This window comes from Pseudomonas sp. 8 R 14 (assembly GCF_900005955.1).
GTDB classification, from domain to species: domain Bacteria; phylum Pseudomonadota; class Gammaproteobacteria; order Pseudomonadales; family Pseudomonadaceae; genus Aquipseudomonas; species Aquipseudomonas marginalis.
Window position 1 is genome coordinate 53,437 of the sequence record NZ_CVTH01000014.1, and the last position, 12,436, is coordinate 65,872.

Below are 12,436 nucleotides of genomic sequence, written 5' to 3' on the forward strand. Positions count from 1 at the left end.
CTAGTATCGGTTTCTGGTTTTACTCCGGAAAACAAAAACAATGTCTGGGCCCACCCTCTCCCGCTTCATCCTCATCACCTGCATCTCACTGATCAGCTTTTTCCCGATCAATATCCTGCTCCCGTCGTTCCCCGCCCTGTCCGCCCGGTTCGACACGCCCAGCGCAGACATCGCACTGTCCATCAGCCTGTTCACCCTGGTCTTTTCCATCTCCCAACTGCTCGCCGGTCCGCTTTCGGATAAATGGGGGCGCAAGGAAGTCCTGCTCGGCTGTATCACGCTGTCGATCCTCGGGGCGATAGGTTGCGCCATGGCGCCGGATTACCTGACCTTCCTGCTGTTCCGCACGGTCCAGGCCATGGGCTGCGGCTTCTTCGTACTGGGCCATGCACTGGTGGAAGACCTGTTCGACGAACAGGACCGAGCCCGGGTGCGCCTCTATTACATGACCCTGAGCGGCTCGTTTGTCGCGCTGTCACCGCTGATCGGCTCCTGGCTGCAAACCACCTTCGACTGGCAAGGGAGCTTCTATGGGTTTGCGCTGATGGCATCGGGCATGTTGATCCATGCGCTCTGTATCCTGCCGTCGAAGTCCTCCAGCCCACACCGCGAACCGGTATCCATCATCGGCACACTCAAGGCCGTGGCGCGCAATCGGGACTTCCTGCGCTATTGGTGGATCGCCGCCCTGGTATTTGCCTGCTACTTCGCCTTGATCAGCGTGACGCCGCTGATTTTCATGGATGCGCTGAAGCTGTCCGAATACCAATATGCGCTGGTACTGGTGGTGTACGGCCTGGCCTACCTGCTCGGCGGCGTTGCTGCCTCGTACCTGCAAAAACGCATGGCGCTGTCCCGGCAAATCAATATCGGTCTTGGACTATTGCTCGTCGCGGGTGTGTTGCTGACGTTGATCATTATTTTTGAAGCCATCACCACCTTGACTCTGCTGATCCCGATACTGATCAGCGCCCTGGCCGTCACCCTGGTTCGTCCGGCGGCGATTTCGGCGGCGATGCGGCTGTTCTCAAGGAGCGCGGGCACCGCTGCATCGGCCGGGAACAGCATCATGTTCCTCACGGCCGCCATCAGCAGTGCGGCCTTGGCACAAACCGGAACGCATCTGCTGCTGACCATCGCGGTCAGCTTCATCGTGTTCAGCCTCTGGGGCTGGTTGACTAATTTACGGAGCGGGCACTCACGCTTTCCCCTGTAGGAGCGAGCTTGCTCGCGAAAAACTCATACACGACGCGGGCTACCTGATAGCGCTGCGTTATCGTTGACGTTCTTCGCGAGCAAGCTCGCTCCTACAAGTGAAGGTGCGTCATATCCAGATGGCATCCCATAGCGGGTACTGACCAATGTGCTCGACCAGACCAGCACGCAAAGGATTCGCGACGATATAGCGGGCCATTGCTTTCAAGTCCTCCTCACGACGCAGTGCCCGATCGAAATAGCCTTTTTGCCAAAGCGTCCCGTAGGAACCCCTCGCACTGTTTATCGCGCGGGCACTTCGCGACTTGGTTATTCGCATCAACCTTGGCAAGTCGCCATTGTGCAGTTCGACCAGCCAATGAAAATGGTCAGGCATCACGACCCAGGCCAGCGAGGTAGCCTCACCGTCTTCCTGAGCTTTCCTGAATTCGCTGACGAGCAGGCGACCCGTGCGCCAGTCCTGAAAAATTGATTGTCGTTGGTAGGTAACAGCCGTGATCAGGTACACGCGGCCCGATTCTGAATAGCGCCCGATGCGTAGCCGATAGGCATTTTGTTGCGTGGACATTCCGTCGTCCTCTTCTGTGATTGGAAGAGAAACGGTAGGAGGCACAACATCCAAAGGCCTTTAAACAGTGGTTCTGAATATGTCTTGCCTGTGTAGTAGCGAGGGGGACGCCTAGTTCTTGCTCGCGAAAAACTCATCGGCGACACGAACTACCTGATAGCGCTGCGTTATCGTTTACGTTTTTCGCGAGCAAGAACTAGGCGTCCCCCTCGCTCCTACAGGAAGACGGTGTAGAATCGGCCCTATTCATCGCCAGTCATCCCCCGGCGGGTTTATGAGCTCAAGGCCAATGCGCACGGCGATCCCGTCACGTTTGCGGCAACTTCCGGACACCAGTGCCATTTTTCGGGTGTTCCAGACGTCAATAGAAGCTCACTCCCCTTTGATACCGATTAGCCGCCCGGAGTGCTCCAATGCCTGATTACCGCTCGAAAACATCCACCCACGGCCGCAACATGGCCGGCGCCCGCGCACTGTGGCGTGCCACAGGGATGAAAGATGACGACTTCAAGAAGCCGATCATTGCCATTGCCAACTCGTTCACCCAGTTCGTACCGGGCCACGTGCACCTCAAGGACCTGGGCCAACTGGTCGCCCGCGAGATCGAGCGCGCTGGCGGTGTAGCCAAGGAATTCAACACCATCGCCGTGGACGACGGCATCGCCATGGGCCATGACGGCATGCTGTACTCGCTGCCGAGCCGCGAGATCATCGCCGACTCCGTGGAGTACATGGTCAACGCCCACTGCGCCGACGCCATCGTGTGCATCTCCAACTGCGACAAGATCACCCCCGGCATGCTGATGGCCGCCCTGCGCCTGAACATCCCGGTGATCTTCGTCTCCGGCGGCCCGATGGAAGCCGGCAAGACCAAGCTCGCCTCCCATGGCCTGGACCTGGTCGACGCCATGGTCATCGCCGCCGATTCCAGCGCTTCTGACGAGAAGGTCGCGGAATACGAGCGCAGCGCCTGTCCGACCTGCGGGTCGTGCTCCGGCATGTTCACCGCCAACTCGATGAACTGCCTGGTCGAAGCCCTCGGCCTGGCATTACCGGGCAACGGTTCGACCCTGGCCACCCACAGCGACCGCGAGCAACTGTTCCTGCAGGCCGGCCGCACCATCGTCGAGCTGTGCAAGCGCTACTACGGCGAGAACGATGAGTCGGTATTGCCGCGCAATATCGCCAACTTCAAGGCGTTCGAAAACGCCATGACCCTGGACATCGCCATGGGCGGTTCCACCAACACCATCCTGCACTTGCTGGCTGCGGCCCAGGAAGCCGAGATCGATTTCGACCTGCGCGACATCGACCGCCTGTCCCGTCATGTGCCGCAACTGTGCAAGGTCGCGCCAAACATCCAGAAGTACCACATGGAAGACGTGCACCGCGCCGGCGGGATCTTCTCGATCTTAGGCTCCCTGGCCCGTGGCGGCCTGCTGCACACCGACCTGCCGACCGTGCACAGCAAATCCCTGGCCGAAGGCATCGCCAAGTGGGACATCACCCTGACTGACGATGAAGCCGTGCACACCTTCTTCAAGGCTGGCCCGGCCGGTATCCCGACCCAGACCGCGTTCAGCCAGTCGACCCGTTGGGACACCCTGGACGCCGACCGTGAAAACGGCTGCATCCGCAGTGTCGAGCACGCCTACTCCAAGGAAGGCGGCCTGGCCGTGCTGTACGGCAACATCGCCCTCGACGGGTGCGTGGTGAAAACCGCCGGCGTGGATGAATCCATCCACGTCTTCGAAGGCCGCGCCAAGATCTACGAAAGCCAGGACAGCTCGGTTCGCGGCATCCTCGCCGACGAAGTGAAAGAAGGCGACATCGTGATCATCCGCTACGAAGGCCCGAAAGGCGGCCCGGGTATGCAAGAGATGCTCTACCCGACGTCGTACCTGAAGTCCAAGGGCCTGGGCAAAGCCTGCGCCCTGCTCACCGACGGCCGTTTCTCCGGCGGCACCTCGGGCCTGTCCATCGGCCACGCGTCACCTGAAGCCGCTGCCGGCGGTGCGATTGGCCTGGTGCAGGATGGAGACAAGGTCCTGATCGACATTCCGAACCGCTCGATCAACCTGTTGATCAGTGACGAAGAGCTGGCGGCACGCCGGGTCGAGCAGGACAAGAAAGGTTGGAAGCCGGTGGAGAAGCGTCCGCGCAAGGTCACGACCGCGTTGAAGGCCTATGCCCTGTTGGCGACCAGTGCCGACAAGGGTGCGGTACGTAACAAGGCGATGCTGGATGGGCTGTAAGGGCTAACCGCCACACATGAAAATGCCCCGCTAAATGCGGGGCATTTTTATATCCGGATGTAATCAGAACTGCGGTGTGTAGGTCATCGTAAACATCACATTACGCGGATCGCCGTAGTAGTTGCTGCCCCAGTTCGCGTTGTAGGCCGGGATGTAATACTTCTTGTCGAACAGGTTGTACAGGTTCGCCGCCACGGTGAATTCCTGATTGATCTTGTAAGCCACCCGTGAATCCCACAGCGCATTGCCCGGCACGCTGAAGGTGCGGTCGTAGGCTTCGGTGCTGCTTTGCGCGGTCACGCCGGCGCCGACACTGAACTTCTGCCAGTCACCCGGCAGTTGGTAATCGCCCCAGACCTTGAGCAGGTGCTTGGGGGTCCAGGTGCTGAAGATCTTGCCTTCGTAGGTGTCGTCCTTGAGGAATTTTGTGGTGTTGTAGGTGTAACTGGAGGCCAGTTGCAGGCCTGGCAGCACTTCACCGCTCAAGGTAGCTTCAAAGCCTTGGCTGCGGACTTTGCCCGAGGCGACCGAGCAGTACCAACCATTGCAGTTCATCGGCCCTTGCAGGTCCTGGACGCCACGGTTTTCCTGGTCGTAACGGAAGATGGCAAACGAGGTGTTGAGGCGACCCTCGGCCAACTCGCCCTTGATGCCCAGTTCGTAGTTTTTGCCTTCGATAGGTTTGAGCAACGAGCCGGAGGTGGTCAGGTTGGTTTGCGGCTCAAAGGCATCGGCATAGCTGGCATAGGCCGACCATTGATCATTCAGGGCGTAGACCAGGCCTGCATACGGCGTGACCTTGCCGGTGGTTTGCGTGGTGCTTTTCTCGGCTGCGTTATACACACCGCCAAACCCGCCCTGGCCTATGTATGAATAGTCATACCAACTGGTGCGTGCACCGACGATCAGGGTCAGCGGGTCCAGGACTTTTACGCGCCAGGTGCCATAGATGCCCTTCTGACGGATGTCATACCAGCTCTTGGAGGCAGCGCCGTCCCTGAACAATTGCGATGCGTCGCGCTGCGGGCGGTTGTGGTCGATGTTGAAGATATCCGCACCGGGATTTGACGCCCGAGCCCACTGGTCATTGGTGGTGAGTTTGGAATAGTTGGCACCCAGCACCATCTCCTGCTGCAAACCCAGCCCCTCGAACTTGCCGTTTACATACACATCGGCGCCGCGGCTCTTGGTATTGAAGTCGGTGATCCAGTCCACGTAGGGCACAGTGCCGCCGCCTACAGGGACGGTGTCCCATGTCGCCTGGTAGGTTGCGTCGTTGTGCTCGTCCATTGCCACCAGCGCCGCTTTCACCTTCCAGTCCTCGTTGAAGCGATGCTCGATATCGGCAAACACCTGGGTCTGGTTGTTGACATTACGGTTCCAACTGGCGCCAACGAAGGTCGAGCGCGACAGACCGATATCGCTGCCATCGGCGTAACGCGGCAGCGACATGAAGTTGGGGCGCGAGTGGCCTTTCTGGTTGCTGATGCCGACGCCGACGGTGGTATCGGGGCTGAAGTCGTAGTCCACGGCGCCGTAGACTGTCTGATTCCAGCCACCGACGTAATCGACAAACGAATCCGTAGTGTCGTAGTCAGCCACAAAACGGCCGCGCAACGTGCCTTCGGCGTTCAGCGGGCCGCCAGCATCCACTTGGGTACCGTAATGGTCCCATGAGCCCGCCTTGGCGGTGATGGTCACGGTCGGCGCCTGCTGACCGCGCTTGCGCACCAGGTTCATCGTGCCGCCGGGGCTGTTGGCGCCTTGCAGCAAGGCGGCCGGGCCGCGCAGGGTTTCGACGCGGTCGTAGATCGCCATGTTCTCGGTGAGGTAGCTGCCCAGCGTGTAGGTATTACGCGGGATGCCCACACCGTCGTATTGCAGGGTGCCGACTTCAAAACCACGGGAGAAGATGAACATGCCGGGGCCGGGAGATTTGGTCGCGGTCAGGCCGGGCGTGCGCTTGACCACCTCGGAGAGCTTGGTGGTGTTCTGGTCATCCATCTGCTTGCGGGTCATGACGCTGACCGATTGCGGGATGTCCTTGAGCTTTTGCTCGCCCTTGCCCAGGGTCACGGCGCCCGTGGTGTAGGAACCGCTGCCTTCAGTGGTCACGCCCAGGTGTTCGGCGCTGATGGTGGTGGCGCCGACTTCGATGGCAGAGCCTGTGTCCATGCGCTTTTCCAGGGTCACGGTGTCCGCGTTGATAAACGCCGCACTCAGCCCGGTACCGCCGAGCAGTTGCCCCAAGGCTTCGCGCTGGCCGAGGTTGCCTTTGACACCCGGCGACAGCACGCCCTGGGTCAACTCACCCGACACCAGCACCTGAACTCGCGTCACCGCCGAAAACGCCGCCAGCGCACCGTCCAGGCTTTGCCCTGCAATATCGAAACGGTAGGTCTGGGTCTGGGTGGTTTCGGCGGCCTGCAAATACAGCGGCGCAGTGCCACAGGCCATGGAAATGGCCAGTGCCAACAAGGACCGTGCGGCGAATCGATGTGCCATGGATGGTGCTCCCCGGTGCAAAAAGTCTGTGATCGGCGCCGCACTACTTGAGAGTGCTTACTATTTACGCCTCAGTGATCAAGGACGAGTGCCTGGGGAGAAACCCTGAAAGTTTTTTCAAAAAGTTGCGATTACGATGCCTTGCCTTCGCGCAACACCAGTAAATACGGGGTGTAGTGCTCGGCACGCAGGTTGAGGGTGTACTCCAGCGCTTTGATCACGGCTTCGGGTTTGTCGATTTCAAACACACCCGACACCACGCGGTTGCGCAGCGCATCACCTAGCACCAGAGTCTTGCCGGGCCAATAGCGATTCAACTCGCTCACCACTTCCGACAGCGGCTGCTGGCGGAACACCAGTTGCCGTTGGCGCCAGGCAAAGCCGCTGGCCGGGTCGAAAGCATGCACCTCGGCCAGGCGCTGGCCTTGATATTCCACGGCCCGCCCTGGCTCCAGGTACACCGGTTCACCGCTGCCGGCACTGACCTGCACCTTGCCCTGCGCCACCTGCACCCGCGTCTGCGCATCGCGCCGCGCAACGCTGAACTGTGTCCCGACCACCTTCACCCAGCCGTCGCCGGACTGCACCACGAAGGGCCGTGTCGGATCCTTGGTGACGTCGAAAAAGCCTTCGCCACGCAGCAAACGGATTTGCCGTTCGCCCCCGCTCAAGCGGATCTGCACCGCGCTGTCGGTGTTGAGTTGCAGGTGCGAGCCGTCGGCCAGTTCGATGCTGCGCGACTCGCCGGTGCCGGTGGCGTAGTCCGCGCGCAGGCGATCGAGCCATGGCGTGTTCTGCACGGTAAGCCCCACGGCCAACAACACCGCCGCAGCACACGCCCAGCGCTGCCAGGCTCGCGCCGGTTTGCGCCAGGCGGCCTGTTCGGCGCGGCGAATCACCCGCGCAGGTTCGCGCAGGCCGCCGAGCATCGCCTGCACTTCCCGCCAGGCGTCATCCTGGGCCGGACCTTGCCCCAGCCAGGCGGCAAAGGCGTCCATGTCGGCCGGCGTCACGTCCTCGGCCTGCAGGCGGAAATACCAGCCGGACGCTTCGTCGAACAACACGTCGGCAGTGGAGGTGGCGGTCATGAGCGACATCCTTGTTCATCGCAGGCAAGCCGCGTCTTGATGTACGCGCGGCATTCAATCAAGGCGCGACGCAGTTGGTATTCCACACTGCGTGCCGTGATCGATAGACGTTCGCCGATCTCGCGATAGGAAAGTTCGTCGACATGATAAAGCAGGAAGATCTGCCGAGTCGCTGGGGGCAACGCCAGGATCGCATCCTGCATCAGTTGTTCCTGTTGGTAAGCGGCTAATTGCTCGTCGGCACCCGGATTGCTGCACGGCAGCTCTTCGCTGGGCTCGCCGGCGTCCAGGCGCTCACGGCGGATGGCCTGGCGCTGGTGATCGCGCACCAGGTTGCTGGCGATGGTGAAGAGGAAGGCTGGGAGGTTGTCGATCTTTTCGCCGCAGTCCATGCGAGCCAGGCGCAGGAACGACTCCTGAGTCAGGTCGGCGGCCACCTGGGCGCTGCCGGTGCGGCGAGTGACAAAGGCTTCGAGGGCTTTCTTCTGCTCCGCGAACAGGCGCGCGATCTGCGAATTCCAGGAGGGCACAGCACTACCTTGAGAAGAACGGAGGGTTCAGGAAGTGCGCACGCTAGCAGAGGATGAGATTGGTTCGCAATTGATATCTATTTTAGGCTGGGTTTTGTAGTGCTATTCAGACAGCCATCGGGGGCAAGCCCCCTCCCACCTTTTGATGTGTGAACACCTTAAAAATGTGGGAGCTGGCTTGCCTGGAATGCAGGCGACTCGGTGTTACTGAATCTCGTCAGGCTTGACGATCACCCAGTTCTTGTCCGCCGTCACCGGCAACCCTTCCTTGGCTTGCGCCGCTGCATGCTTGGCGATCATGCCGTTGAGTTGGGTCATGTATTTGTCCTTGCGGTTGATCCACAGGTGGATGCCGCCCTTGGCCACGTCCACATCGTGGAACAGCATGTAGCCGTCGCTGGTCGGCGTATCGCCGCCGACGATCACCGGTTTTTTCCATTCGTCGATGTAGGTGAGGATCGCCGCGTGCTTGCCGGCCATCCAGGTCGCCGGGGTCCACAGGTAGGGGGTCAGTTCCAGGCCGAGGTTGGCTTTTTCGTCGTATTTGCCGGCGGCGATCTGTTTACGTGCGGTGGTCAGTTCGCCGGTGTTGCGGTCCTTGAGCAAGGTCGTCACGCCGATGACATTCTCGGGTTTGACGTTGTAGCCGTACTTCGGATCGGCGGCGACCATGCGCACCAGTTCTTCCGACGCGGCGGTCATCACGTACACCTCGATGCCGTTTTCCATCAGCTTGTTGTACAGCTCGGCCTGGCCGGTGAAGACCTTCGGCGGTTGTACCTCGGACTGCTTGACCACGTCGCCTTCAAAATAGCTGACCGGCACCGCTTTGCCGGAGGCCATCAGTTCATCCACCTGGACCTTGAGTTCCTTGAGGGTAAAGCCGGAAAACACCTGCGCAACCCACGGGTAGCAAACCATGTCGTCGACTTCGCAAAGGCGGTAGTAGTAACTGAACAGACTTTCCTTATGGTCGGCGGTGTCTTTGAACGGCATCAGCTTGAGCGACGGGTCGAGGCTGTCGCGGGTGATCAGGCCCTTGTTTTCCATGTAGGGCAGCAGGGATTCTTCGAGGTCGTAGCGGTAGCTGGTGTTGTCCATGTCGAACACCGCAAAGTTACCCTTGTTGGCGTTGGCGGCGATCATCTCGTTCAGTTGTTTGGCGGCGGGTGCCGGCCAATGTTTCAACTCGGTTGCGGCGAACGCCTGGCTGGCGAGTCCGAGGCAGAATGCGGCGGCTAGTAATTTCGGCGCGAGCTTCATAGGCGTTGTCTCCCTGAGTGAAAGACATGGACGCTAACAAATCCCTGTGACAGTTCCCAACGCGAGCACGACGGTGTGCGTCCTGATTCCGTCACGGGCATACGCCAGAGCGTCAAAGCCTTATTCCGAAAACGACAGCTGCCATTCCATATCGGTATTAAATCAATATATTTCAAGCTGTTAGGATTTCCGGTTCGCAATCGCGGGCTCACGCGATTGGCTGCCTTCTCAACGGAGCTTCAATGAATCTGCCCCTGATTCTCAACTTGCTGGTGTTCGTGGCCCTGTTGCTGGGCCTGGCACAAACCCGTCGCACCCACTGGAGCCTCGCCAAGAAGGTCCTGTTCGCCCTGGTCCTCGGCGTAGCGTTCGGTACGGCCTTGCACGCCATTTACGGCGACGGCAACCCCGTGCTCAAAGCCTCCATCGGCTGGTTCGACCTGGTCGGCAACGGCTACGTGCAACTGTTGCAAATGATCGTGATACCGCTGGTATTCGCTTCGATCCTCAGTGCCGTGGCGCGCCTGCATAACGCCTCGTCCCTGGGCAAGATCAGCTTCCTGACCATCGGTACGCTGCTGTTCACCACCGCGATTGCAGCGCTGATCGGTATCGGCCTGACCAACCTGTTCGGCCTCACCGCCGAAGGCCTGGTGGCCGGTACCCAGGAAATGGCACGCCTGCAAGTGATCCAGAGCGATTACGCCGGCAAGGTCGCCGACCTGAATATCCCGCAGTTGCTGCTCTCGTTCGTGCCGGCCAACCCGTTCGCCGACCTGGCCCGGGCCAAGCCGACGTCGATCATCAGCGTGGTGATTTTCGCCGCCTTCCTCGGGGTTGCCGCGTTGCAACTGCTCAAGGATGACGTGGAAAAAGGCCAGAAGGTGCTCAACGCCATCGACACCCTGCAAGCCTGGGTGATGCGCCTGGTGCGCCTGGTGATGAAGCTGACGCCGTACGGTGTGCTGGCGCTGATGACCAAGGTGGTCGCCGGTTCCAACCTGCAGGACATCATCAAGCTCGGCAGTTTTGTGGTGGTGTCGTACCTGGCCCTGGGCCTGATGTTCGTGGTGCACGGCCTGTTGCTGTCGTTGGCCGGGATCAACCCGCTGCGCTTCTTCCGCAAGGTCTGGCCGGTACTGACCTTTGCCTTCACCAGCCGCTCCAGCGCGGCGGCCATCCCGCTGAGCATTGAAGCGCAGACCCGCCGCCTGGGCATCCCGCAATCCATCGCCGGCTTCGCCGCCTCGTTTGGCGCGACCATCGGCCAGAACGGCTGCGCCGGCCTCTACCCTGCCATGTTGGCGGTGATGGTGGCGCCGACCGTGGGCATCAACCCGCTGGACCCGCTGTGGATCGCGACTCTGGTAGCGATTGTGACCCTGAGTTCGGCCGGTGTGGCGGGCGTGGGCGGCGGCGCGACCTTTGCCGCGTTGATCGTGCTCCCGGCCATGGGCTTGCCGGTGTCACTGGTGGCGCTGCTGATTTCCGTGGAGCCGCTGATCGACATGGGCCGTACGGCGCTGAACGTGAATGGTTCGATGACGGCGGGGGCAATTACCAGCCAGATCATGGGGCAGACGGATAAAGCGTTGTTGGATGCGGATGAGCATGGGGCGTTGGCGCAGGCCTGACGGAATAAGCTAGCAGGGACCTCAGTCCCTGCTAGCTCGAACGATCAGCAGCCTTTCGGTAAACCTCATCACGCTCACGCTTATTGACAGCCACGACAAGCACCGTGATCTCCTGGTCAATGACTTGATACACCAACCGATAGCCACTGCTGCGCAGCTTGATTTTGTAGCAATCGGGCAAGCCATGCAGACGGCTGGCTTCAATACGTGGATTGATCAGGATCTCAACCAGCTTCTTTTTAAACTGTTGACGAACGGTATCGCCCAGTTTGTGCCATTCCTTCAAAGCCCGTGTATCGAAATCCAGCTCATAGGTCATCCAGTGAGACCTTCACCCGCTGAGGCGCAGCCAGCCGCTCCCGAACGGTTGCCAACAATGCCTCATCATCTTCAGTCATGAGGACAGGCTTGAAAGGTAACTGGCCGCGCTCTGCCACGTACTGCAAGGCTTGCCGCATTAATTCCGATGGGGTGACGCCGAGCTTTTCCAACTCGTGATAAGCACGAGCCTTAAGGTCGTCGTCGATACGTACGTTGATAGAAGCCATGGGGCAGCCCTCACTGTAAAGACATTGGTCATTACAGTGTCGCATCGAGGCTTCTTTTGCAAGTCTGACTAATCTGGTGCCAGTCAGGCCTTTTCCCAAACCTCAAAGCTGTACGCCGGCTTGTCCCCTTCCGCCGGACTCTCGACGTTCGACACCAACTTCCACTGGCTCGCATCAAACACCGGAAACCACGCATCCCCCTCCGGGCTCAGCGCCACGCGCGTCAGGTACAGGCGATCCGCCTGTTCCAGCCCCTGCGCATACAACTGCGCACCGCCGATCAGCATCAGCTCATCCGCGCCCTGCTCCAGCGCCCAGGCTTCAGCCCGCGCCACGGCGGCATCGAGTGACGGAAAAACTTCCGCACCTTCCAGCGCCAGGTCGGTCTGACGGCTGACCACAATGTTCAAGCGCCCCGGCAGCGGTCGGCCCAGGGAGTCCCAGGTCTTGCGCCCCATGATGATCGGCTTGCCGAGCGTGGTGGCCTTGAAATATTTGAAATCCCCCGGCAAATGCCAGGGCATGCTGTTGTCGACGCCGATCACGCGGTTTTCACCGAGGGCTGCGATCAGGCTTAAAGGGAGAGTTTTTTTCATGGCGACGAGAATACCAGAGCCACGAACCAGCGGTTATGCTCCAAGCTCACTTGCACGACAGGAAGACGCGTGACCGCACTGACCCCCCTGCACAAACTCTGGCTGACGGAAACCGTGCGCCTGCGTGAAGAACACGCCGGCCCCCTGGAAGACCAGGAAGCCAATCGCCTCGCGCGCACGGCGGGCGGCGACCTGCCGACGCGCATCCAGCAGCGCGCCCTGCACCTGGCCGAG

The 12,436-nt window shown here is 60.3% G+C and carries 11 protein-coding genes and 1 pseudogene; 4 read left to right on the forward strand and 8 right to left on the reverse strand.

Annotated features, from left to right (window positions below; translation table 11 throughout):
- Nucleotides 1–40 precede the first annotated feature (40 nt).
- On the forward strand, nt 41–1,216 hold the full coding sequence (locus tag BFQ01_RS00760) for an MFS transporter (RefSeq protein WP_065923868.1): 1,176 nt from the start codon (nt 41–43) through the stop codon (nt 1,214–1,216).
- A gap of 108 nt (nt 1,217–1,324) precedes the next feature.
- Here the strand turns inward: BFQ01_RS00760 and BFQ01_RS00765 are convergent, their stop codons facing one another.
- The gene (locus BFQ01_RS00765; RefSeq protein ID WP_065923869.1) at nt 1,325–1,783 is read right to left on the reverse strand and encodes an REP-associated tyrosine transposase; all 459 of its coding nucleotides are present in this window, start codon (nt 1,781–1,783) and stop codon (nt 1,325–1,327) included.
- Nucleotides 1,784–2,196: 413 nt separating this feature from the next.
- Between BFQ01_RS00765 and ilvD the strand changes: the two genes are divergently transcribed.
- Complete coding sequence (gene ilvD / locus BFQ01_RS00770) at nt 2,197–4,038, forward strand: dihydroxy-acid dehydratase (RefSeq protein ID WP_027606118.1); 1,842 nt, start codon at nt 2,197–2,199, stop codon at nt 4,036–4,038.
- Nucleotides 4,039–4,101: 63 nt separating this feature from the next.
- Here ilvD and BFQ01_RS00775 read toward each other — a convergent pair whose 3' ends face one another.
- The 4 genes from BFQ01_RS00775 to BFQ01_RS00790 form a co-directional block, all read right to left on the reverse strand.
- Nucleotides 4,102–6,543 (reverse strand): TonB-dependent siderophore receptor, encoded by a 2,442-nt coding sequence (locus BFQ01_RS00775; protein WP_065923870.1) that lies wholly within the window; start codon nt 6,541–6,543, stop codon nt 4,102–4,104.
- A gap of 131 nt (nt 6,544–6,674) precedes the next feature.
- Complete coding sequence (locus tag BFQ01_RS00780; RefSeq protein WP_065923871.1) at nt 6,675–7,631, reverse strand: FecR family protein; 957 nt, start codon at nt 7,629–7,631, stop codon at nt 6,675–6,677.
- Entirely contained in the window at nt 7,628–8,161 is a 534-nt protein-coding gene (locus BFQ01_RS00785; protein WP_065923872.1) for an RNA polymerase sigma factor, read from the reverse strand. The genes BFQ01_RS00780 and BFQ01_RS00785 overlap by 4 nt, the downstream gene beginning before the upstream one ends.
- Nucleotides 8,162–8,365: 204 nt before the next feature.
- Nucleotides 8,366–9,424: a phosphorylcholine phosphatase gene (locus BFQ01_RS00790; protein WP_065923873.1), complete on the reverse strand. Its 1,059-nt coding sequence runs from the start codon at nt 9,422–9,424 to the stop codon at nt 8,366–8,368.
- Between the two features lie 242 nt (nt 9,425–9,666).
- Between BFQ01_RS00790 and BFQ01_RS00795 the strand changes: the two genes are divergently transcribed.
- A complete protein-coding gene (locus BFQ01_RS00795) occupies nt 9,667–11,058 on the forward strand; it encodes an L-cystine transporter (RefSeq protein ID WP_065923874.1) in 1,392 nt (463 codons plus the stop codon).
- A 31-nt stretch (nt 11,059–11,089) separates the two neighbouring features.
- On the opposite strand, the gene BFQ01_RS00800 is transcribed toward BFQ01_RS00795, so the two are convergent.
- From BFQ01_RS00800 to BFQ01_RS00810, 3 genes are all read right to left on the reverse strand, one after another.
- Nucleotides 11,090–11,377, reverse strand: a complete 288-nt coding sequence (locus BFQ01_RS00800) for a type II toxin-antitoxin system RelE family toxin (protein ID WP_065923875.1) — start codon at nt 11,375–11,377, stop codon at nt 11,090–11,092.
- Nucleotides 11,367–11,606 (reverse strand): type II toxin-antitoxin system RelB/DinJ family antitoxin, encoded by a 240-nt coding sequence (locus BFQ01_RS00805; RefSeq protein WP_033897026.1) that lies wholly within the window; start codon nt 11,604–11,606, stop codon nt 11,367–11,369. The genes BFQ01_RS00800 and BFQ01_RS00805 overlap by 11 nt, the downstream gene beginning before the upstream one ends.
- Nucleotides 11,607–11,689: 83 nt before the next feature.
- Complete coding sequence (locus BFQ01_RS00810) at nt 11,690–12,202, reverse strand: dihydrofolate reductase (protein WP_065923876.1); 513 nt, start codon at nt 12,200–12,202, stop codon at nt 11,690–11,692.
- A gap of 69 nt (nt 12,203–12,271) precedes the next feature.
- On the opposite strand from BFQ01_RS00810, the pseudogene BFQ01_RS32070 reads away from it, so the two are divergent.
- Nucleotides 12,272–12,436: pseudogene (locus tag BFQ01_RS32070) on the forward strand (DUF2868 domain-containing protein); the annotation flags it as partial.